A 20,974-nucleotide genomic window follows, 5' to 3' on the forward strand; every position below is an offset into this window, starting at 1 on the left:
TTCTGCCGCCGCCGATAGCCGTCTTCCGGCTACGGGTTCTGTCACAATCCTTATCGCACCTCCAGGGCCTACTCCCGTGATATGAACGAAGAGGACGTTCGCGAGCGACTCCGGGCCGTCCAGGACCCGGATTTAGCGGAGGACATCGTGTCGCTGGGATTGGTCAACAGTATCGAGGTCACCGACGGTGAGATACGCATCGACCTCGCTCTCGGCGCGCCGTACTCGCCGACGGAGACAGCCATAGCCAACGAAGTCCGCGAAGCGCTTTCTGACGCCGACCGTGAGATATCGCTCTCGGCGAGCGTCGACCGGGGCGTCTCCGAGGAGGAGGACCCGCTCCCGAACGTCAAGAACGTCATCGCCGTCGCCTCCGGGAAGGGCGGCGTCGGCAAGTCGACCATCGCGGTCAACCTCGCCGCCGGACTTGCACAACTCGGCGCTCGCGTCGGTCTGTTCGACGCCGACGTCTACGGCCCGAACGTCCCGCGGATGTTAGACGCCGACGAATCACCCCGCGCCACGGAGGACGAGCAGATACTCCCCGTCGAGAAGTACGGGATGAAGCTCATGAGCATGGACTTCCTCGTCGGCAAGGACGACCCCGTCATCTTCCGCGGCCCGATGGTGGACAACGTGCTCACCCAACTGTGGAACGACGTGGTCTGGGGCAGCCTCGATTACATGGTCGTCGACCTGCCGCCGGGCACCGGCGACACGCAACTGACGATGCTCCAGCGCGTCCCCGTCTCCGGTGCCGTCATCGTCACGACGCCACAGGAGGTCGCTCTCGACGACGCCCGCAAGGGCATGCGGATGTTCGGCCGCCACGAGACCCCAGTCCTGGGTATCGTCGAGAATATGTCGACGTTCGTCTGTCCCGACTGCGGCGGCGACCACGACATCTTCGGGAGCGGCGGCGGCCGCGAGTTCGCCGACGAGACAGATATGCCGTTCCTCGGCGAAGTCCCGCTCGACCCCGGCGTCCGCGAGGGCGGCGACGAGGGCCAACCGCTCGTCTTGGACGAGAATAGCGAGACAGGTGAGGCCTTCCGCGACATCGCCGCTCGGACGGCGAACATGCAGGGCATCATCCACCGAAAACGGCAGTCGGACGCCCGAACTACCGACACTGGCCCCGACGAGACCGAACCGACCGGTCCCGGCCCTGCCGACGCCGGTCCCGAGCAGTAACACTGGCGACGCTGTCGCTACGCAAAATAGAGAGCAGAGAGAAATTCCGGATTACGCTTCGACGGGATTGTTGTACTTGCGCGTGACGTAGCCGGCGATGCGGTTGCGGACGCCCTTGGACTCGATGTCGGTGACTTCGTCGACGACGTCCTTGTTGTGCTCGAAGTCGGCACCGAAGGCCTTGGGGTATCGCTCCATCAGTAGTGTCCCGGTCTTCTTGACGTAGGCGGGTTTGATTGCCATGTGGGTTTCTTGCTATGTCGCGTTGAAAAAGGGTTCGACTTCCGGGTCCGGCCGCGAAGGGTTATCACCCTTAGCGAGACCAGCGCCAGTCATGCACTGAGAGCGACGACGGCGTGGAACGCGCTCGCGTGGCACAGCACGTCGTCCCGCAGTTACGGACCTATCTCCGGTGCCACCTGTTCGCTACCACTCGGTCTCTGTGAGTTCGCGGACCCGCCGGAACGCCTCGCGCTCTCGCTCGCTGCCGGCCGTCTCGACGACGGACTCGAAGTATCGCAGGCGGTCGAGCAACGTCTCGCAGTCGTAGGCCGGAACGTCCAGCCGCGAGGCCGCGACCGTCGCCTCGACCACCGCTGCGTGTCCGCGGTCCGTCGTCGGCACGACACGGCGTTCGATCCCCGATTCCTGCGGAATCAGCGCCCACTCGACCCACTGGGTCCCGTCGTCCTCACCCTCGGTCACTTGTTCGACGTCGCAGCGCACCCACGCGTCCGCGCTATCCAGTATCGGTTCGTCTTCCTCGCGGACGGACAGCGCTGCCTCCGCGAAGTCGACCGGGTCGCGCGTGAACTGGACGTAGCCCTCGCCGCGCTCTCGGAAGTTCCGCCACGTCCGGGTTCGGCCCCACGTCGTCGCCGTCGCCGGCCCGCCGTCTTCGGGTGCCTGTACGCCGAGCGCCGCCACGTTCCAGCACCCGTTTGGGCCGAGCGTCGTCACGATGGTCTCCGTGACACCGGCGAGGTCGACCGGCCACTTCCGCTCACTCGCCTCCACCGACTCCTCGTCCACCCGATCGTCTGTCACACGACCAACCCCCGCTCCAGCGCGACGAACAGCGCACCCGCCACGAGGTCTGCCGTCGTCCCGGGGTTGACATCCCGAGAAACCAGTTCGTCGGCCAGTTCCGTGGCGTCTTCCTCGCCGTCCAAAACTGCCTGCGCCCGTCGCCGAACCTCTTCGGCGGTCTCGCGGTCGTTGCGTGTCACGACGAACGTATCGACTTCTTCGGCGAGCAGTTCGATAAAGACGCGCGAGGCGCGGTCGGGGACCGGCCCGTCGTCGTTCAGTATCCGCTCTCCGGCGTCGAACACCCGGTCGAACTCACCGACCCACTCCGCGGCGAGACCGTCCACGTCGGCGCTCTGTGCCATCACGTCGAACAGCGTCAATTCCTGTTCTTCGAGCGCAGGAATCGCGTCGCTGCCGCGGCGCACGTCCAGCGGTTCCAACCCCTCGGGCGGGTCCTCGACGGCCACGTCGACGTGTTCGAACGCCCGATAGAAGTCCGCGGCGTCGGCGACGGTCGTCGCCCTGACGACATCGTCGGCTCTCTGCGGGGAGAGGTCGCCCTCGCTCGCGGCCGCGACCAGCGGTGAGAGCACCAGCAACGCGCCGAACTGCGTGTTCCCCGCCGACTGCTCGGCCATCCCGGCGACGGCGCGTTCGAAGGCGTGGCCGACCCGCTCACCTTCGGCGGCGAGTTCGAAGCCCGGCCGCGCGCCGACGGCCCCGGCCAAGAAGTGCTCGAACCGAAGGTCCTCGAAGTCACGTTCGCGGTCGACGTTCCCGGGTTTTGGCGTCCCAGCCACCTCCAACAACAGCGCCAGTTCGGCGTTCTGTGTGGTCGAGCGAGGCGTCATCGGATCGCCTCCCGCGCAAACCAGTCGTCCGCGGTCTCCCGGACCGCTCGCAGGACCGCGGGGTCGTCGCTCGCTCGCCCGACGCTGACGGCGTCGGCCCCGTACTCGAAGTACTCGGTGGCCGTCGCCCTGTCGCGGACGCCGTTGTTGGCGATTACGAACAGGTCCGCCGCGTCGGCGATGTCGGCGACCACTACCTCCGAGTCCATCGCGTCGACGTGAATCGCGTCGCCGCCTGCAGTTTCGACCGTCCGGGCGATTGCTGTGAGGTCGACGGCGTCGACCTCAGTCCGGACCTTCACGGAGACGGTCGCGCCCTCGTCCGCCGCGGTTTTGACCTGTTCGGCCAGTCGTTCGGGGTCTCGAAGGAGGGACTGGCCGGCACCGGTGGCACACATCTCCGTCTGTCGACAGTGCGCGTTGAGTTCGAGAAGCGCATCGTGTCGGGAGCAGACACGAGCGGCGCGTTCGATTGGAGCAAGCGAGACGCTCCGGACGTTGAAGGCCGGTCGAAGCGGGGCGTCGGCGAGCGCCGCGAGTTGCTCGTCGACGAACGCTACGGGGTCGTCGGGCAGGAACTCCTCCCGGTCCCGGTCGACCATTCGACGTGCGGCCTCGCGCGTGGGTCCGTCGAGTGCAACGCCACCGAGAAAGGCACAGCCGACGTGTTTTTCGACCGAGCGCGCCCACGCGGCGTCGGACTGGCCGCTGAGACTCGCCAACGCGACTCTTGGCCGAAACATCAGGCCACCTCCGCGAGAGCGTTGGCGACGGCGCGGGCGACTCGCGCCGAGTCGGCCCCATCGGATAGCGTCGTGTCCGTGCGGACGACCGGGCGGGAGAGCGGCGTCTCGTCGTCGTCGTCGAGGACGAACGCGTCCGCGAACGGGTAGCTCTCGGCGACACCAGCGGTACTCGGGTCGCGACCCACACCGGCCATGAGGTCGGCGGCGGGGCCGGAGAACACCTCGTCTTCGACGAACGGCGAGACGGCGACGACAGGAATTTCGTCGAGCGCGTTTCGAACGCCGTCGAGGGCGAGCATCGGCCCGAGCGACGTAATCGGGTTCGAGGGGCCGATAACGACCGGGTCAGAGAGCGCCGACCGAACTTCGTCGGTGGCCGTCGCCGTCTCGCCGCCTCGGAATTCCACGTCTTCGACGGGCGGGTCGCCGTTCCGACCGACCCACCACTCCTGGAAGTGCATCGGGCCGTTCGGGGTGTGGACGACGGTCGCGACCGGATCGTCGCTCATCGGCAAGAGCGTCCGGTCTAACCCGAACGCGTCGGCGAGGGTGCGCGTCACCTCGGTTAGCGAGCGCCCCTCGTCCAGTAGCGAGGTGCGCGTGAGGTGGACCGCGCGGTCCCGGTCGCCGATGTGCATGAACTCGGCGACGCCGGAGAACCGCCGCCAGCGAGCGATATCGCGGCCGGCGGTCTGGCGGTCCTCGGCGAGATAGCGCAGCCCGGTGTCGAGGTCCGCGGCGTCGGCGAGCCGGTGGAGTTCGTCGTGTGTTTCTGCGGTGTCGTCGGCAAGACCCCACCACGTCTCCCGATCCAGTTCACCGCCGTCGAGAAAGAGCATCGTATCGAGGTCCGGACAGACGAGGTGGCCGGCGAGTTCGACGTCGTCACCGGTGTTGGCGACGGCTGTCGAGTCCTCGGGAGCGAACACGTCGTCGGCACCGGCGAGCAGTTTCGGCGTTCCGGTGCCACCGGCGAGGAACGTCACCATACGCCGACGTAGGGGGGACGGGCGGTAAAAGGGTGGCCCATGTCGGCCAGCATGGATTCCGTGCGTCAGCCGCGGCTTCCGCCCGTCTCGGTGGTCTGAGAATCAGTGCTGAAAACTGCGCGGATACACTCAAGGTAGTCGGCGGTAAGCGGACACGTACTGAGAGTTATGCGTCCCGTGAACGCACATCGATTCGCCCCCGCCGCCCCCGACGAGGAGTACGTCTTCGGTTCCTGTACGCCGGGGTGGCACAGCGCTGCGAGCCACAGCGCCGCCCTCGCCGACTGGATCTCGACGATGCGCGAGAACGACGTCGAGCGCGTCTGCTGTCTCCTCCCCGGCAGGCAACTCGACGAGAGCGGTGCGAACCTCGACCGCTACGGTGCGGCCTTCGGCGAGTCGAACGTCCTCCACGCCCCGGTCCCCGACCACCGACTCGTTCCCGAGTCGGTTCTCCACGGGGAGATACTGCCGTTTCTCGCCGCGGCGCGCAACGACGAGGCCCGCGTCGTCGTCCACTGTCTCGCCGGTATCGGCCGCACCGGGCAGGTACTGGCCGCGTGGCTGGTGTACAACCGAGATTACGGGCCAGACAGGGCTATCGAGACGGTCGAAGATATGGGGCGGGACGCCCGGGACGCCGTCGTAACCGGCAACGCCACGGAGGCGGAACTGTTCGACTTGCTCAGTTCCGTTGCACGTCGCTGACGCGGCAAACACTCGGCGCTGACTCGGCGAGCGCCTGTTCTCGCGTGCAGTACCGTTTTGCCGGAGGCCGGCTTATACGGCTGCAATGACCACCATCAAGGACAGCGTCCACGACCATATCGCGGTCGAGGGCGTCGCCGAGGCGCTGCTGGAGACGCCGCCGGTCCAGCGACTCCGCCACGTCAAGCAACTCGGCACGGTGACGCTGGTCTACCCCTCTGCCAACCACACCCGTTTCGAACACTCCCTCGGCGTCTACTATCTGGCCGACCGGGCGCTCTCGCATCTCGGTATCGAGGGCCAGCAAGCCGAACGCGTCCGCGCCGCCACGCTCCTTCACGACGTCGGTCACTGTCCGTACAGTCACAACGTCGAGGAACTCGTCTACCGGAAGACCGGAAAGTACCACGACGACGTCCACGAGCTTCTCGACACCGGCGACGTGGCTCGCGTCCTCACCGAGCACGGCCTGAACCCCGACCGCGTCGCCGACCTCGTCGCTGGCGACGGGGAGCTCGGACAGTTGGTCTCCGGCGAACTCGACGTCGACCGGATGGACTACCTCGTCCGGGACGCCCACCACACCGGGGTTCCATACGGCACCATCGACCACGAGCGGCTGGTCCGCGAGCTGAGCTTCGTCGACGGCGAACTCGTCTTAGACGAGGGGAACGTCCAGACGGCCGAATCGCTCCTGCTCGCCCGGGCGCTGATGAACCCCACCGTCTATCAGCACCACGTCGCTCGCATCGCCAAGTCGATGCTCCGACGCGGGACCGAGCAGTTGCTGACCGCGACGAACGCGACGGCGTCTGACCTGCGCCGGTGGGACGACGCCGACCTGCTCGTTCGCCTCCGTCGCTGTGACGAGACGACCGAGTACGCCCGCCGCCTGAGCGAGCGAGACCTCTACAAGCGAGCGGTCTGGACCGAACGAACCGCCGTCCCCGACGAGTTGCTCGACGCTGACCACCGAGACGTGCGGGCGATGGAACACGCGATCGCGGACGAGGCCAACGTCGCCCACGATTCGGTCGTCCTCGACGTGCCGGCCGAACCGTCGATGACCGAATCCAGCAGTCGTGTCCTCGTCAACGGCGATATACGACGATTGAGCGACCAATCCACGCTCGTCAACGCCATCCGGGCCGCCCAGCACGACCAGTGGCGGCTGGGAGTCTACGCGCCCGAGGCCGACAGCGAACGCGTCGGCGACGTGGCGATTCGCGAGCTCGGACTGGACCTCGACGGGGCGCGTGTCCGCGACGTCCGTCCAGGCATTCACGCGACCCTCGATGAGTTTAACTGACCGTCGCGTCGAGATTCGACCATGATTATCGAGGGGACCATCGTCAGGGGGCGAGAGTTCGACCCCGTCGAGGGACGGGTCGTCGTCGAGAACGGCGAGATCGCCACCGTCGAAGAAGCGAGTGTCGAGAGCGACGACATCGTCTGCCCGGCGTTCGTCAATGCCCACACCCACATCGGCGATTCGATCGCCAAAGAGGCCGGAGAGGGGCTCTCGCTCGAAGAACTGGTCGCGCCGCCGGACGGTCTGAAACACCGTCTCCTCCGCGAGGCCGACCAGTCGGACCTCGTCGAGGCGATGGCGCACTCGCTCTCGTACATGGAGCAGTCGGGGACCGGGGCGTTTGTCGAGTTCCGCGAGGGCGGCGTCGACGGCATCCGCGCCGTCCGAGCCGCCCTCGCTGACTCGGACCTCGAAAGCGTGATCCTCGGCCGCGAGACGGTCGACGCGATGGAGATCGCCGACGGGTTCGGCGCGAGCGGTGCCAACGACGGCGAGTTCGGAAGCGAGCGCCGGGCAACTCGCAAGGCAGGCAAACTATTCGGCATCCACGCCGGCGAGGTCGATAGCTCCGACATCAACGCGGCGCTGGATCTGGACCCGGACTTTCTTGTCCACATGGTCCACGCCGAGGACCTCCACATGGAACGGGTCGCCGACAGCGAGATACCCGTCGCCGTCTGTCCGCGGTCGAATCTCGTCACCGACGTCGGCCTGCCGCCCGTCGAGGAACTGTCGAAGCGAACCACCGTCGCGCTGGGGACTGACAACGTCTTCCTCAACAGTCCCTCGATGTTCCGGGAGATGGCGTTCACCGCGAAGTTGTTCGACGTCTCGGCGCGGGACGCCCTCCGGATGGCGACGGTCAACGGAGCCGAACTCGCCGGACTCGACTGTGGACTCATCGAGGAAGGACGGCCCGCCCGCTTGCTGGTCCTCGACGGCGGCTCCGACAACCTCGCCGGCGCGCAGAACGCGATTCGAGCGATCGTCCGTCGGGCGGGCACGTCAGACGTAAAGCGGGTCGTCTCGCCGGACCAAGACGACCCACGGCGGTAGTCGGCTCGCTCCCGAGTTCGGAGAATATTTCAAACAGGCAATGAGAAGAGGAACAGTAGTATGCCCTGGATACAGTTCTGGTTCGCTGCGGGTTGCATCGCTGCTCTCCACGACCTACTCAGATATGCCGTCGAAAACGATACTGCGTAGTTCACCGACAGAAATGGACCCCCGGACGAGAGAACGGTCGAATCTCACGGTCCCGTATACGCAGTACGCTTTTACTCTCCACTGTGCAACGTTCGAGTGATGTCCTCCACTGACCGCGCACTCGGCACGCTAGGTCGCTTGCTGCTCGGCGGCGTCGCCCTCTTCGTCGGTCTCACTGTCGCCACTGTCCTGTTGGCCGTGTTGCAGAACCTCATTGCGGCGCTTCTGGGCTTGCTCGTCACCGGTCTGCTCGTCGCTGGCGTCGGCTACGCGCTGTACTGGGCTGCTTCAGCGGTCCTCGGTAGTGACGGGGATGAGAACGAGGCTGCCGAGTTCTCGACGGCGACTTCTGCCGGAACCTCACAGGACGAGGTCGACCACGCCGCAGAGCGGTACACGAACGGCGAACTCACGGAAGCGGAGTTCGAGCGTGAACTTGAGGATGTGATGGCCGACGACAGCGACGACCTAGAGTCGGAACTGAACTGACAGATACTGCCGCATGTTATCACGCACCAAATAACTAAGCCCGTCGCCCACCAACTACCGGCATGTACGACCGGATTCTAGTCCCGACAGACGGGTCGGCGGGAATGAGCGGTGTCGTGCGCCACGCCGTCGAACTGGCGGCGTTCCACGACGCCGAGATTCACGGTCTCTACGTCGTCGAGACCGGCCGATACAGCACGCTCCCGGTGAAGACGGGCTGGGAGAACGTCACCGAGATGCTGCGTGAGGAGGGAGAGACGGCCCTCGACGACCTCAGGGAGATGGCTGACGATGTGGTCGTCGAGACAGTCACGAAAGACGGCGTCCCGAGTACCGCGATCGTCGAGTACGCTCTCGACGCCGACTGCGACGCCATCGTGATGGGGACCCACGGCCGCGGCGGCATCGACCGACTCTTGCTCGGGAGCGTCGCCGAGCGGGTCGTCCGCGCGTCGCCGGTCCCGGTGACGACGGTTCCGGTGAGCGACCACGAGATGACGGTCCCGACAGACGAGACACAGGCCCGAGCGCCGAAGTAAGTTCGACGGCACCACCGCCGCTCACAGCGGTCGCAGGTGGTCGCAGTCCCCCGCCGAGACTGTCACACGTTCGTCGCCGGTATCGACGACGAGCCCCCCCGGGAACTCGATGTCGACGGCTTCGCCCTCCACGGTACCGCTGGGCGTCTCGACCCGGACTCGCTTACCGAGCGTCGTCGCGTACTCTCGCCACTCGGCTACGGCCGTTTCCGGGTCCTGTCGTAACTCCTCGAACAGTTCGAGCAGACGCTGCGTGAACACACGCCTGTCTACGGGTTCGCCGAGTTCCGCCGAGAGACTCGTCGGGTTCGCTCCCGCCGGAAGGTCATCGGAATCGACGTTCGCATTGATGCCGATCCCGACGATTATCCACGAAGTGCGGTCGGCTTCTCCCTCCATCTCGGTGAGGATACCGACGAGTTTCCGTTCGGTTCCGTCGCTCTCGACGAGGACGTCGTTGGGCCACTTGATGCCCGCGTCGACGCCCATCTCGCGGGCCGCCCGCGTCGCGGCGACGGCGGCCGCGAGCGTGAACGCCGGGGCCTGTGCCATCGGTACGTCCGGTCGAAAGAGGAGAGAGAGCCAGACGCCGCCGCTCGGCGAGGACCACTCCCGGTCGAGTCGCCCTCGGCCGCCGGTCTGTTCGTCGGCGAGGACGACCACGTTCTCGGCCCCCGATGCCGCGAGGTCGCGCGCCCGTGCGTTCGTACTCGGAATGCTGTCGTGATACTCCACCTCGAAGGGCGCGTCGAGTTCGTACTCGACGGCCTCGCCACCGAACTCCGGCACCGCGGCCAACGAGTAGCCCACGTCGTCGCTCTCGATGTCGAATCCCGCCTCGCGGAGCGCCTCGACGTGTTTCCAGACGGCCGACCGGGAGATGTCGAGTTCCTCGGCGAGTTCCGGTCCCGAAACCGGCCCGTCCGAGAGCGCGTCGAGCACTTGGTGTCGCGTTTCGTTCATACCCGGCGTAGCACGGCGAGGATACAAAGCAGTTGGCAGCGCGCGGCGGAGCAAAACGATGCAGTGCAAAGTGGAGCGGTGCAGCGAGCAGGAGCATACCGCGAGCACCGATGGCGCTCGGAGCAGTTTTTATACTAAATTTTTGCAAGCCGAGCGGGACCGAAGGTCCCGCTGGCCGTGCGAACGGGCGTTGCGCGGCGCTACGCGCCGCGAAGCCGAGGCGGTGAAACCGCCTCGCAGTGCCCGTGAGCAGGCGGGGGTGCCCGCAGGCCGCTTCGCGGCCGAGGACACCCCCCGCAGTAAAAATTTAGTCGATGACGAACAGCAGGTCGCCCATGTCGACGGAATCGCCCTCACCGATGGCGATTTCGTTGATAGTGCCGCCGCGTTCGGCGACGATGTCGTTCTCCATCTTCATCGCCTCCAGCACGCAGAGTACGTCCCCGGATTCGACCTCGTCGCCCTCGTCGACGTTCACTTCGAGGATCGTCCCTTGCATCTCGGCGGTGAGTTCCTGCCCTTCGGCGCTGGACCCGCCGCCGTCGCTGCTGCCGGACCCGCTGGCCTGCGGCCGCTGCGGACCGTCATCACCGGCTGCGTCCACGTCGCCGACGTTGATGGGCGGTGCGCCGCGTTCCTCTAAGTCCACGTCGAAGCGCTTGCCGTTGACCTCGACGGTGAACTCGCGTTCGACGAGTTCCTCCTCGTCCTCGTCGTCGGAATCGGTCTCTGTGCCCCACTTTTCCTGGGCCTCCTCGATGCGTTCCTTATCGAGCGTCTCGTCGAGGTATTTCGTCGTGTGCGTCGAGGCGACGAACTCCTCGTCGGTGAGCATCAGGCGGTGGAAGGGGATGACTGTGGGGAACCCCTCGACGTCGAACTCCGCGAGAGCGCGCTTCCCGCGGGCGATGACCTCCTCGCGGTCGGAGCCGTGGACGATGAGCTTCGCGATCATCGAGTCGTAGTCGGTGACGAGGTCGTCGCCCTGTCTGAGCGCGTCGTCCATCCGCACGCCGATGCCGCCCGGTGGGTCGTAGGTCTCCAGCGACCCGCTGTTGGCCGGCGCGAAGTCCTTTGCGGCGTTCTCGGCGTTGATGCGGAACTCCATCGCGTGGCCGTCGATCTCGACGTCGTCCTGTTCGAACGAGAGGGTCTCGTCCTGTGCGACTCGAATCTGCCACTTCACGATGTCGATGCCCGTGATCTCCTCGGTGACGCAGTGCTCGACCTGAATCCGCGTGTTCACTTCGAGGAAGTAGAAGTTGGCGTCAGGGCCGAGGACCTCGTCGGCCTCGCGGTCGGGGTCCTCCTCGACGAGGAACTCGACGGTGCCAGCGTTGTAGTAGTCGGCCTCGCGCACACCGCGGCGGGCGGACTCGCCGATCTCTTCACGGAGCTCGTCGGAGAGCGCCGCGGAGGGACCCTCCTCGATGACCTTCTGGTGCCGTCGCTGGAGCGAGCAGTCACGCTCACCGAGGTGTTGGACGTTACCGTCGTGGTCGGCGATGATCTGAATCTCGATGTGGCGGGGGTTCTCCAGATACCGTTCGAGGTAGACGGAGTCGTTCGAGAAGTACGCCTCTCCCTCGCGTTTTGCCGATTCGAGCTGCTCTTCGGCCTCGTCGGGGTCGTGGACGATCTTCATCCCGCGGCCGCCGCCGCCACCCTCGGCCTTGATGGCCACCGGGAAGCCGTGTTCCTCCCCGAACTCGACGACTTCTTCGGGGTCGTCGACCGGGTCGGTCGTCCCGGGAACGATGGGCACGTCAGCCGACTGCATGATCCGGCGGGCTTTCGTCTTCTCGCCCAGTTTCTCCATCGCGTCGCCGGCCGGACCGATCCACTTCACGCCCTCGGCATCTTCGACCTTGCGGGCGAAGTCGGCGTTCTCCGCGAGGAAGCCGTATCCGGGGTGGATTGCGTCGGCATCCGCCTGTTGAGCGGCATCGACGATGGCGTCCTGATCGAGGTAGGAATCGGCCGCGCGGGCTGGCCCGACGTTGTACGCCTCGTCGGCGTAGCGAACGTGGCCGGAGTGTTTGTCGGCCTCGGAGTAGACCGCCACGGTCCCGATGCCCAGTTCTTCACACGCGCGCATGACGCGCACCGCGATCTCACCGCGGTTGGCGACGAGCACCTTGTCGAACATATCGCTCATTACCCGTAGTCACCCCATAAAACCACCCGGAGATTAGAGGCGAAGGTAGCGGTCAGCATCGCGCTCGTGGGAAACTGCGGACGAGCGTCGTAACTGGAGGTGCTGCTCGAATAAACGACCCGTCGGCCGCCGTTCGAGTGCGGCTGTTACATCCGCTCGGTACGCCCCGCCGCGCTCCATGGGTCCGTCGGGCTCTCCTTTCGCACGCGGAGGTGACGCTTCTGTGTTGCGTCGATACGCTCCGAGAACGACCACTCCTTGCCGTCCCACGTTTCTCCCGACTCGGCGGCCGCAGCCGCTGCCGCGGCAGCGGCCCGCTGTCGGTCGGTGAGGTGCGCGCCGATGGCGACAGCGATGGCTGCCGCCTCGTCGGCCGACGCGTCGGGAACCTGCGTTGCGATCTCGGCGACCAGTTCGGCGTCCGTCGTCTCGTCGGTGTCTGCGGCCATGTTACAGTGGGATGTTACCGTGTTTGCGGTCGGGTTGGTCTTTGCGCTTGCCCCGGAGCAGATCGAGGTCTTCGACGAGTCGGGACCGGGTGTCCTTCGGTTCGATGACGTCGTCGACGAACCCGCGTTCGGCGGCTGTGTAGGGGTTTGCGAAGGCGTCGCGGTACTCGTCGATGAGCTGCTGACGGCGGGCCTCCACGTCGTCTGCGTCTTCGAGTTCGTCGTCGTAGAGGACGTTCACCGCGCCCTGTGGTCCCATCACCGCGATCTCGGCGGTCGGCCACGCGTAGTTCACGTCCGCGCCGATGTGTTTCGAGGCCATCACGTCGTACGCGCCGCCGTAGGCCTTCCGCGTGATGACGGTCAGCAGCGGCACCGTCGCCTCGCTGTAGGCGTACAGCAGTTTCGCGCCGTGGTTGATGATAGCGTTTCGCTCCTGGTCCTTCCCGGGCATGAAGCCGGGCACGTCGACGAACGTGACGATGGGGATGTTGAACGCGTCACAGAAGCGGACGAAGCGGGCCGCCTTCCGCGAGGCGTCGATGTCGAGCGTCCCGGCGTTGACCCGGGGCTGGTTGCCGACGACGCCGACCGAGTGGCCGTCGAGTCGGGCGAACCCGGTGACGATATTGCGGGCGAACGCCTCGGCGACCTCGAAGAAGGAATCCTCGTCGAGGACGCCGTTGATGACCGAAACCATATCGTATGGTTTCTGTGGCTGGTCGGGCACCGTTTCGACGAGTGACTCATCACGGCGTTCCGGGTCGTCCCAGGACTCGACGCTCGGCGGGTCCGCGACGTTGTTTTGCGGGAGGAACGAGAGGAGATACCGGATATCGTCCATCGCGGCCTTCTCGTCGGCGGCGGTGAAGTGAGCGACACCGGACTCGCTGGCGTGGGTCCCCGCCCCGCCTAACTCGTCGAAGCCGACCTCCTCACCGGTGACCGTCTCGATGACGTCCGGTCCCGTGATGAACATGTGGCTCGTCTCCTCGACCATGTAGACGAAGTCCGTAATCGCGGGGGAGTACACCGCGCCACCGGCACACGGTCCCATGATGGCCGAAATCTGCGGGACGACGCCGCTGGCTTGCTGGTTGCGGTGGAAGATGTCGGCGTAGCCGGCCAGTGAGTCGATACCCTCTTGGATGCGCGCGCCGGCCGAGTCGTTCAATCCGATGATGGGTGCGCCGTTCTCGATGGCTTTGTCCATCACCTTACACACCTTCTGGGCGAATGCCTCGCCGAGCGACCCGCCGAAGACGGTGAAGTCGTGGGCGAAGACGTACACACGTTCGCCGTTGACCTTGCCGTAGCCGACGACGACACCGTCGCCAGGGGCACGCTTCTCGTCCATGTCGAAGTTCGTCGAGCGGTGCTCTCGTAACGCGTCGATTTCGACGAACGTGTCGTCGTCGAGGAAGTAGTCGATTCGCTCGCGGGCAGTGAGTTTCCCCTTCTCGTGTTGGGCCTCGATGCGTTCTTCACCACCGCCCCGTTCGGCCTCCGCTTTCCGCTCGCGGAGGTCCTCGACACGGTCATCGTGACTCACGCGACACCACGGCTCCCGGACCTGAGCATACCCGTTCCGTAGAGTGCATCCGAGAAAAACATTGCCCGACGGTCGTTCGAAATACGGCCGAAATCGTCGGAGTTTTGCCACACTGCCGCGTCAGACCGCCCGTGAAGAACATCACGGCTACGCAGCACAATCCCTTCGGCTTCGACCCGCCGTGTGAGCCATTCGTCCCGGGATACGGCGATGCGAACGCCGATTTCCACGTCATCGGCGACCATCCCGGCGTTCACGGCGGCAGCGAGACGGGCATCCCCTTCACCGGCACACCGGCTGCAGACACTCTCCAGCGAGCGCTGGTCGAGGCGGGCCTCTTGCGAGAGGCCGGAACGCCGCCCGTGGTCGAGAAGACCTACCTCTCGTACATGTACATGTGCGGTGACCGGGAGCCGACGGAGCGAGACTACGACGACCACGAACCGATGTTCGACACCGAGGTCAGGGCAATCACCTCCCACGTCCTGTTGCCGGTCGGCGAGCGCGCGACGAAACACGTCTTCGCCAACATGACCCCCCGACGGGCTGACGAGGTGGAGATGGACGAACTGCACGGTACGGAAGTCAGAGGTAGCGGCTGGCTCGTCTATCCAATCAAGGACCCCGCCGAATGGGTCGACACCGACGAGGAGCGACTGGTCGCGGCGCTGAAAGCCCTCTTACAGACGGACTATCGACAGGAAGCCGAACTCGGCCGGTTCCTCCCGGGCGACGAAGTCTGGCGCGTCCGGTGAGCTACGGCGAGAGCGAACTCGCCGAGAGCGGCGTCGAGTCGTCGTGATACCGTTTGAATCGGTCCTCGGCCCACGATCGAACTGCCGAGTGGTCACTGTCGACGGCAGCCTGTAACACGCCGCGGTCGTCGCGGACGAGGACGTTTACCACGTCATCGACGATTGTCACAGCTAGCGGGATCTCGCCGTCGTAGACGCGGATAGACGCGGTTTCGGCCTCGACGAGGTCGCGGAGCCGACCGCGTAGCGCCTCGTCTGCGACGAGCGCATCGATAGCACGCTGTGGGAGGACCGCCCGGAACCGCTGTTCGCCAGCGCGGGCAGCCGCGACGCGGAGGCTCTGGTCGTTCAGCGTATGGGAGAACGCCGAGACCTCGTCGGCCTCGTCCATCAGCGTCAACAGGTGCTGTAAGGGCGCGTTCGGCCGTGTCTGTGTGGGTCTGGTGATGGTCGCGCCCGCGAGATGACGGAGATCGAAGTCCATCGTGTCCGTCGGCAGGTACTCGACGATGTCTCGGAGTTCGCGCTCGGTGTCGAGAACGTCCATGAGGTCACGAAACCCCTCGGCGACGAGTGTGCCGGTCGCGGTTGCGACGTAGCTGCCACCGTCGCGACGCACCCACTTGCGGTCCTCGAAGTCGCCGAGGATGCGGCCGAGCGTGGCCTGTGACGCGCCCGTTTCCTCGGCGAGTTCCGAACGGGTATGTCCCTCCGCGGCGAGGAGCTCCAGCACCGCGACGCGGTTCGACGAGAGCGCGAGGAACTCAATCTCATCGAGCGTGGCGTCCATACCCGGCGCTACAGAAGCCTCGCACATACCCCTTTCGCGTCGTGAAATAGTTTCACCCTGTGAAAGCACGCCACGGGTCGTCGGCTGTTTCCCATCGTGTAAGATTTTCTGAACGAGATTATAAGCGACAGTCTCCTACTGACGAGTACGATGAGAGAACTCCTATCTGCGTTTCTACGCCGTACTTCGACGGTCGCCGACGTGAGCGACCGGGAGGTAGTATAACGATGGTGTCACGACGAATGCTCGCCTTCGGCGTCGCTGCGAGCGTGCTGTTCGGCGGCACGTTCGTCGCCGCGAAGGCCGGCCTCGCGCATTTCCCGCCACTGTTGTTCGTCGCGTTGCGGTTCGATATCGCGGCCGTGGTGCTGCTGGGCTACGTGGTGCTCACTCGTTCATGGAGCGAACTGCTTCCGCAGACTCGCGGTGACCTCCTAGGCATCCTCTCGACAGGGCTGCTCGCGCTCGGCCTGACGAACGCACTGTTGTTCGTCGGCCAGCAGGACGCCACCAGCGCCGTCGGAGCCATCGTCTTCAGTCTCAATCCCATCCTGACGCCGGTGTTCGCGGCGCTCTTGCTTTCGGACGAACGCCTCTCGGCTCGCGGCGCGACCGGCCTCCTCGTCGGCCTGCTCGGCGTCGGCCTGGTCGTGAACCCCGACCCGGCGATGCTGCTTGGCGGTGGCGGGGGCAAGCTCTTGCTGTTCGGTGGCGCGGTCAGCGGGGCGCTCGGAAGCGTCCTCGTTCGCTGGAGCGACGCCGGCCTCGAAAGCACGGTCCGAACGGCGTGGGGGCTCCCGTTCGCCGCGGCGCTCTGCCACGCGCTCAGTCTGTCGGCCGGCGAGTCGCTCGCGGCCGTTAGCTGGACCGCCGGGGCGCTACTCGCACTGCTCTACGTCGGTGTGTTCGCGGGCGCGATCGCATACGTGGCCTACTTCGGGCTGCTCGACACCGCCGGGGCGACCCACGCGAACCTCGTCTTCTACGTCGTCCCCGTCGTCTCGACGCTCGGCGGCTGGGCGCTGCTCGGTGAATCCATCTCGGAACTCGCCGTCGTCGGGTTCCTGACTGTCTTCGCCGGGTTCGCGATACTCGGCAGCGAGTCACTCTCACTCGCCACCGTCAGGTCCTGGGTTCGTGAGGAAACCGCCGTCCCGACCGACCGCCTCGCCGTCGGCGAGGACGCAACCGGATTCGAGTCGGACTGAGCCCCCGGGCTAACCTTCATTATATAGGCTCACAAACACTCTCGCATGGACTGCAGAGTTGTCGTCGAGGCCGCCGTACCCGTCTACGACGTAGGGACGTCCGACGAGGCCGTCCGTATCGCCATCTCGAAGACTGGCGAGATGCTCAATCCCGACCTCAACTACGTCGAGATCAACATGGGCGAGCGCCACTGCCCGCACTGCGGGGAGGGGTTGGACCCCGCGTTTCTCGCCGCCGACGAGAGTCTGGTTGCGCTCGAACTGGAGATGATGGTCTTCAACGTCGAACGCGACGAACACGCTGCCCGCATCGCCCGTAAGGAAATCGGGCAGCGACTGGAGAACATCCCGCTCGACGTCCTCGAAATAGAGGAGATAGAAGAAGACGACGAAGACGAGGAGACGAAAGCGGAGAACGACGACGCGACAGCAGAGAGCAGCGCAGAGACGGGCGACGACGATGACGAGGTCCTCCCCGAGTTTGAGGACCTCATCGACGAGTAGTCAGACGACTCGCAGTCCGTACTCACGGTTCGGTCGTTCGGTAGTTACCTCTCGAAGTGAGAGGATACGTTAATCCGCGGCGGCAGAAACAGGTTCTTTCTCCTCGGTGGTCATCTCCGAGGTGATTCCATCGACGATCGCGAAGACGGCGGCCTTGTGGTCGGTCTTCGACTTGTGAATCGAGGTCGGTTTGACGCCGAGTTCGGCGTACTCGTCGTGTTCCACGTCCGAGCCTGTGTCGGCCTCGTAGTGGTCTTGTACCTGTGCAAGCAGGCCGTGAAGGTGGATGAGCTCCTGCTTTTTCATGGTCATGCGAAGCTAGAGACTGGAGGGTTATAGTAGTACTCTGACGAGGGTTAACACACTGATAAAGAATAGTTACAAACCTGCCGTCCGGACTCTCATTTCTGATTTCGGCTGTTAAATGGCACCTAAACGGTCGAAAACGAGCGATTGAAAGGTTTTTGTCGATGGGACCGACACTGATCCACATGGAGTACGACGATATGCTCGATCGGGCGGCGAGCGAGACACCTGAGATTGCCGAGTCGGAAGACCGACTCGACGTCCCCGACCCAGCGGTCCGAGAGGAGGGTAACGAAACCGTCGTCGAGAACTTCCAGTCGCTGTGTGACGCGTTGGGTCGGGACCCGGACCACGTCCTCCAGTTCCTCCAGCGCGATGTGGGGACCAGCGCGCACATCGATGAGAGCGGGCGGGCGCGGCTCACGGGGTCGTTCGACGCCGGCAGGCTCGGGACCGCCGTCGACGAGTACGTCGAACAGTTCGTCCGCTGTCCGGAGTGTGGCTTACCGGACACGCGACTGGAACAGGAGGGCGACACGGTGCTCCTCCGATGTGAGGCCTGTGGGGCGCGCTCTGCGACGGGCGACGAGTGAGGGGTCTCCGCAGCCCCGGTTACTGGAGATTTTTCAGCGTCTGTAAGTCGCGGTCAGTTCGGGTAAACTCCGCGAGCCGCCGGCTCGCGTGGCAGTTCGGACAGTGGAACAGCGAATCGTGTGTCGGTAGCTCACTCGGCGTCGACTCCCAGTCTTTCGTGCATTCCGGACAGAGCAACCGAACGTACGCTTCTTCCATGTGTGCTAATCACACACACTCAGAGAGGGCAAAAAGATTGGTGTCACCCCACTCGTCTGCCTCGGAACGTGACACCGAATCGGAACTTACGCGGGAACGTCTTCGGCTTCGAGCAGTTCTTTGTACCGGTTGCGGATGGTGACCTCCGAGACGTTGGCGACGGTACCGACCTCGCTCTGGGTCACCTTCTCGTTGGTCAACAGCGCGCCGGCGTACACCGCGGCTGCGGCCAGTCCGACTGGCGACTTCCCGGAGAGCAGACCGGCGTCGCGCGCTCGAACGATGAGTTCGCGGGCCCGTCGCTCCGTTTCCTCGGAGAGGTCGAGGTCCGAGACGAACCGTGGGAGGTACTGCTCGGGGTCCGCGGGCTGGACTTCGAGGTTCAGTTCGCGGACCACGTACCGGTACGTCCGGGTCAGTTCCATCTTTTCGACTCGCGAGACGACCGCCATCTCGTCGAGCGAACGCGGGCTCCCGGCCATCCGGGCCGCCGCGTACAGCGCCGACGTCGCAACACCCTCGATGGAGCGGCCGGGCAGGAGGTTTTCGTCTAACGCCCGGCGGTAGATGACACTGGCCGTCTCGCGGACGTTCTGGGGCAGGCCCAGCGCCGAGGCCATGCGGTCGATCTCCCCGAGCGCCTGCTTGAGGTTGCGCTCCTTGGAGTCGCGGGTGCGGAAGCGCTCGTTCCAGGTGCGTAGCCGCTGCATCTTCTGGCGCTGCTCGCTGGAGAGCGAGCGACCGTAGGCGTCCTTGTTCTGCCAGCCGATGTTGGTCGAGAGCCCCTTGTCGTGCATCATGTTCGTCGTCGGTGCGCCGACGCGGGACTTCTGGTCTCGCTCTGCGGAGTCGAACGCCCGCCACTCGGGACCGCGGTCGATGCTGTCCTCTTCGATGACGAGACCGCAGTCCTGACAGACCGTCTCACCGTGTTCGCTGTCCGTGAGTACGTCACCGCCACATTCCGGACAGACGTCCTGCCGTTCCGTCGTCTCCTCGCCGAGTTCCTGTTCGTCCTGTGTCCGTTCTCGAACGCCGTTGTGTGCTGGTGATTCGCTCATGATAGGGTGTGTCCCGGGCTGCCGGGTGCATAATCTTGAAATACGATTACTGTCTTTCTCTTACCCATAGTTAGTTCGACAACTATTTAAATGTTTCGCCAATTTTGACCCAAAACCGCCCGACTGCACCGTGGTACCAAAGAACAAACCATCCTGGTAAGCTACTTAACTCTGCCGCAAACGGAGACGCCTGGCGCGGGCTCGGCCAGGGCATCGTCTCGGGTGGTTCGACACTCACATCGTCGCTGCCCCGTACTCAAAGAGAACTATCGGTTTCCGACGACGACCCGCAGTTCAGTCCCACGTTATCCACGCCAACACTGCCAACCCCACTGTTTCGAGGACGTGCAGGACGACCATCGCCTGCCACGCCGCGTCGGGGACCTTGTTGCTGAACCACCCCGAGAGGAGCGGGTCCAGGAGGTAGAAATAGAGCGCGAAGGCGTTCTCGGCGAACAGCAGGACGGCAAAGAAGAGGAGACCGAACGTGTGTTTCGACCGGATCTGATAGAGGTTGCGGCCCCAGACGTAGATGAGCACCGCTAGTAACAGCATGTTGACGCTGACCGCGACCCGGGCGGCGTCAATCCAACTAACCATTGCCCTTCCATTTCAGATTACAGTTCATATACTCTTTCCCAATTTCGGCCATACTCACTCTGCTGCCTCCATAATTTGTTCGACGGTGTCCCAGTAGTTTCGGACGCGGTCTGTGGGCAGGTACACTGCGCCGTAGTCGTCGCCGCTGTCGGTGACGATGTCGTTTTCCTCTAGAACGTCCAGGTGGTGACGAACCGTCTTGTAGTCTAAGTCCAGTTCCTCCGCGAGTTTGTTCGCGTTGCGAGGCCGTTCGTCGATAGTACGCAGGATACGGATTCGGTTCGCTCCGCCCCGCGTACTCGTCAATACGTACCACAAGACGGCCTCCATCGTCGTGACCCACTCGGGGCGGCTACGTAAGCCCACCGCCTTCTTGTGTGGGTATCAGCCTCCTCGCGGGGACTCAGACGGTGAACAGGTGCCCCTCGGTCGGTACGTCGAAGAGGCCGATGCGCGCGCCTGCGTCTAGCCACGCGTGTCCGTAGGAGAACGACGCCAGCGCGTTGACGAGATCGTCGTCGTCACGAAAGTGCCGGCCGTCCTCTAGGTACGCCGACGCCATCTCCTCGCAGTCGAGGGCGGCGTCGTGCATCGGCGTTCCTTCGGGCGGGGCTATCTCTGCGGCGTCGAGCGCGTCGGCGAGCAGTCCCTCGTAGCGGTCCGTTTTCTCCTCGATGTCGGCGGCCATATCGGAGCCAGCGACGGTGTGCGGATAACTGTATCGGCGTGGCTGTGCACGCCCGTCGCGACAGCGCAAGGTGTATAGGCCG

The 20,974-nt window shown here is 64.9% G+C and carries 26 protein-coding genes; 10 read left to right on the forward strand and 16 right to left on the reverse strand.

What is annotated here, in order from left to right:
• The first annotated feature begins 81 nt into the window (after window positions 1–81).
• Complete coding sequence (locus E4S61_RS07085) at window positions 82–1,194, forward strand: Mrp/NBP35 family ATP-binding protein (protein ID WP_135303179.1); 1,113 nt, start codon at window positions 82–84, stop codon at window positions 1,192–1,194.
• A 51-nt stretch (window positions 1,195–1,245) separates the two neighbouring features.
• Here the strand turns inward: E4S61_RS07085 and E4S61_RS07090 are convergent, their stop codons facing one another.
• From E4S61_RS07090 to cofD, 5 genes are all read right to left on the reverse strand, one after another.
• Window positions 1,246–1,437, reverse strand: coding sequence for a 30S ribosomal protein S17e (locus tag E4S61_RS07090; RefSeq protein WP_135303180.1), 192 nt, complete (start codon window positions 1,435–1,437; stop codon window positions 1,246–1,248).
• Between the two features lie 183 nt (window positions 1,438–1,620).
• Window positions 1,621–2,241, reverse strand: a complete 621-nt coding sequence (locus tag E4S61_RS07095; RefSeq protein ID WP_135303181.1) for a DUF447 domain-containing protein — start codon at window positions 2,239–2,241, stop codon at window positions 1,621–1,623.
• Window positions 2,238–3,077 carry a triphosphoribosyl-dephospho-CoA synthase gene (locus tag E4S61_RS07100; RefSeq protein WP_135303182.1) on the reverse strand — a complete coding sequence of 280 codons (840 nt, stop codon included), beginning with the start codon at window positions 3,075–3,077 and terminating at the stop codon, window positions 2,238–2,240. Before E4S61_RS07100 ends, E4S61_RS07095 begins: the two co-directional genes overlap by 4 nt.
• Window positions 3,074–3,820 carry a tRNA-dihydrouridine synthase gene (locus E4S61_RS07105; protein WP_135303183.1) on the reverse strand — a complete coding sequence of 249 codons (747 nt, stop codon included), beginning with the start codon at window positions 3,818–3,820 and terminating at the stop codon, window positions 3,074–3,076. The genes E4S61_RS07100 and E4S61_RS07105 overlap by 4 nt, the downstream gene beginning before the upstream one ends.
• Complete coding sequence (cofD, locus tag E4S61_RS07110) at window positions 3,820–4,812, reverse strand: 2-phospho-L-lactate transferase (RefSeq protein ID WP_135303184.1); 993 nt, start codon at window positions 4,810–4,812, stop codon at window positions 3,820–3,822. Before cofD ends, E4S61_RS07105 begins: the two co-directional genes overlap by 1 nt.
• A gap of 177 nt (window positions 4,813–4,989) precedes the next feature.
• Here cofD and E4S61_RS07115 point away from each other — a divergent pair, with 177 nt between their 5' ends.
• From E4S61_RS07115 to E4S61_RS07135, 5 genes are all read left to right on the forward strand, one after another.
• Window positions 4,990–5,520 carry a protein-tyrosine phosphatase family protein gene (locus E4S61_RS07115; protein WP_394346436.1) on the forward strand — a complete coding sequence of 177 codons (531 nt, stop codon included), beginning with the start codon at window positions 4,990–4,992 and terminating at the stop codon, window positions 5,518–5,520.
• 85 nt (window positions 5,521–5,605) lie between these two features.
• Window positions 5,606–6,829 (forward strand): HD domain-containing protein, encoded by a 1,224-nt coding sequence (locus tag E4S61_RS07120; RefSeq protein WP_135303186.1) that lies wholly within the window; start codon window positions 5,606–5,608, stop codon window positions 6,827–6,829.
• Window positions 6,830–6,850: 21 nt separating this feature from the next.
• Window positions 6,851–7,888, forward strand: a complete 1,038-nt coding sequence (locus E4S61_RS07125) for an amidohydrolase family protein (RefSeq protein ID WP_135303187.1) — start codon at window positions 6,851–6,853, stop codon at window positions 7,886–7,888.
• Between the two features lie 249 nt (window positions 7,889–8,137).
• Complete coding sequence (locus tag E4S61_RS07130) at window positions 8,138–8,527, forward strand: SHOCT domain-containing protein (RefSeq protein ID WP_135303188.1); 390 nt, start codon at window positions 8,138–8,140, stop codon at window positions 8,525–8,527.
• 62 nt (window positions 8,528–8,589) lie between these two features.
• Window positions 8,590–9,066, forward strand: coding sequence for a universal stress protein (locus tag E4S61_RS07135; RefSeq protein ID WP_135303189.1), 477 nt, complete (start codon window positions 8,590–8,592; stop codon window positions 9,064–9,066).
• A 21-nt stretch (window positions 9,067–9,087) separates the two neighbouring features.
• Here the strand turns inward: E4S61_RS07135 and E4S61_RS07140 are convergent, their stop codons facing one another.
• From E4S61_RS07140 to E4S61_RS07155, 4 genes are all read right to left on the reverse strand, one after another.
• Window positions 9,088–10,029 carry a biotin--[acetyl-CoA-carboxylase] ligase gene (locus E4S61_RS07140; RefSeq protein WP_135303190.1) on the reverse strand — a complete coding sequence of 314 codons (942 nt, stop codon included), beginning with the start codon at window positions 10,027–10,029 and terminating at the stop codon, window positions 9,088–9,090.
• 307 nt (window positions 10,030–10,336) lie between these two features.
• Window positions 10,337–12,178, reverse strand: a complete 1,842-nt coding sequence (locus E4S61_RS07145) for an acetyl-CoA carboxylase biotin carboxylase subunit (RefSeq protein WP_135303302.1) — start codon at window positions 12,176–12,178, stop codon at window positions 10,337–10,339.
• Between the two features lie 155 nt (window positions 12,179–12,333).
• Window positions 12,334–12,636 (reverse strand): acc operon protein, encoded by a 303-nt coding sequence (locus E4S61_RS07150; protein ID WP_135303191.1) that lies wholly within the window; start codon window positions 12,634–12,636, stop codon window positions 12,334–12,336.
• Between the two features lies 1 nt (window position 12,637).
• Window positions 12,638–14,188 carry an acyl-CoA carboxylase subunit beta gene (locus tag E4S61_RS07155; RefSeq protein WP_135303192.1) on the reverse strand — a complete coding sequence of 517 codons (1,551 nt, stop codon included), beginning with the start codon at window positions 14,186–14,188 and terminating at the stop codon, window positions 12,638–12,640.
• 131 nt (window positions 14,189–14,319) lie between these two features.
• On the opposite strand from E4S61_RS07155, the gene E4S61_RS07160 reads away from it, so the two are divergent.
• On the forward strand, window positions 14,320–14,943 hold the full coding sequence (locus E4S61_RS07160; protein WP_135303193.1) for a uracil-DNA glycosylase family protein: 624 nt from the start codon (window positions 14,320–14,322) through the stop codon (window positions 14,941–14,943).
• Between the two features lies 1 nt (window position 14,944).
• Here the strand turns inward: E4S61_RS07160 and E4S61_RS07165 are convergent, their stop codons facing one another.
• Window positions 14,945–15,733 carry a helix-turn-helix transcriptional regulator gene (locus E4S61_RS07165; RefSeq protein ID WP_135303194.1) on the reverse strand — a complete coding sequence of 263 codons (789 nt, stop codon included), beginning with the start codon at window positions 15,731–15,733 and terminating at the stop codon, window positions 14,945–14,947.
• A gap of 227 nt (window positions 15,734–15,960) precedes the next feature.
• On the opposite strand from E4S61_RS07165, the gene E4S61_RS07170 reads away from it, so the two are divergent.
• Both E4S61_RS07170 and E4S61_RS07175 read left to right on the forward strand, forming a co-directional pair.
• The gene (locus E4S61_RS07170) at window positions 15,961–16,941 is read left to right on the forward strand and encodes a DMT family transporter (RefSeq protein WP_135303195.1); all 981 of its coding nucleotides are present in this window, start codon (window positions 15,961–15,963) and stop codon (window positions 16,939–16,941) included.
• A 45-nt stretch (window positions 16,942–16,986) separates the two neighbouring features.
• The gene (locus E4S61_RS07175) at window positions 16,987–17,445 is read left to right on the forward strand and encodes a DUF555 domain-containing protein (RefSeq protein ID WP_135303196.1); all 459 of its coding nucleotides are present in this window, start codon (window positions 16,987–16,989) and stop codon (window positions 17,443–17,445) included.
• Window positions 17,446–17,514: 69 nt separating this feature from the next.
• Here the strand turns inward: E4S61_RS07175 and E4S61_RS07180 are convergent, their stop codons facing one another.
• A complete protein-coding gene (locus tag E4S61_RS07180; protein WP_135303197.1) occupies window positions 17,515–17,751 on the reverse strand; it encodes a UPF0058 family protein in 237 nt (78 codons plus the stop codon).
• Window positions 17,752–17,936: 185 nt separating this feature from the next.
• Here E4S61_RS07180 and E4S61_RS07185 point away from each other — a divergent pair, with 185 nt between their 5' ends.
• Entirely contained in the window at window positions 17,937–18,344 is a 408-nt protein-coding gene (locus E4S61_RS07185; RefSeq protein ID WP_135303198.1) for a translation initiation factor IF-2 subunit beta, read from the forward strand.
• Between the two features lie 19 nt (window positions 18,345–18,363).
• On the opposite strand, the gene E4S61_RS07190 is transcribed toward E4S61_RS07185, so the two are convergent.
• The 5 genes from E4S61_RS07190 to E4S61_RS07210 all read right to left on the reverse strand — a co-directional run bounded on the left by E4S61_RS07190 (window position 18,364) and on the right by E4S61_RS07210 (window position 20,892).
• Window positions 18,364–18,543 carry a DUF7836 family putative zinc-binding protein gene (locus E4S61_RS07190; protein WP_135303199.1) on the reverse strand — a complete coding sequence of 60 codons (180 nt, stop codon included), beginning with the start codon at window positions 18,541–18,543 and terminating at the stop codon, window positions 18,364–18,366.
• An 86-nt stretch (window positions 18,544–18,629) separates the two neighbouring features.
• Window positions 18,630–19,604 (reverse strand): transcription initiation factor IIB, encoded by a 975-nt coding sequence (locus E4S61_RS07195; protein WP_135303200.1) that lies wholly within the window; start codon window positions 19,602–19,604, stop codon window positions 18,630–18,632.
• Between the two features lie 294 nt (window positions 19,605–19,898).
• A complete protein-coding gene (locus tag E4S61_RS07200; RefSeq protein ID WP_135303201.1) occupies window positions 19,899–20,204 on the reverse strand; it encodes a hypothetical protein in 306 nt (101 codons plus the stop codon).
• A 54-nt stretch (window positions 20,205–20,258) separates the two neighbouring features.
• On the reverse strand, window positions 20,259–20,534 hold the full coding sequence (locus E4S61_RS07205) for an ArsR/SmtB family transcription factor (protein WP_135303202.1): 276 nt from the start codon (window positions 20,532–20,534) through the stop codon (window positions 20,259–20,261).
• Window positions 20,535–20,607: 73 nt separating this feature from the next.
• Window positions 20,608–20,892, reverse strand: coding sequence for a DUF357 domain-containing protein (locus E4S61_RS07210; protein ID WP_135303203.1), 285 nt, complete (start codon window positions 20,890–20,892; stop codon window positions 20,608–20,610).
• Between the last annotated feature and the right edge of the window lie 82 nt (window positions 20,893–20,974).

It is taken from the genome of Haloarcula amylovorans (assembly GCF_004681185.1).
Classification (GTDB): domain Archaea; phylum Halobacteriota; class Halobacteria; order Halobacteriales; family Haloarculaceae; genus Haloarcula; species Haloarcula amylovorans.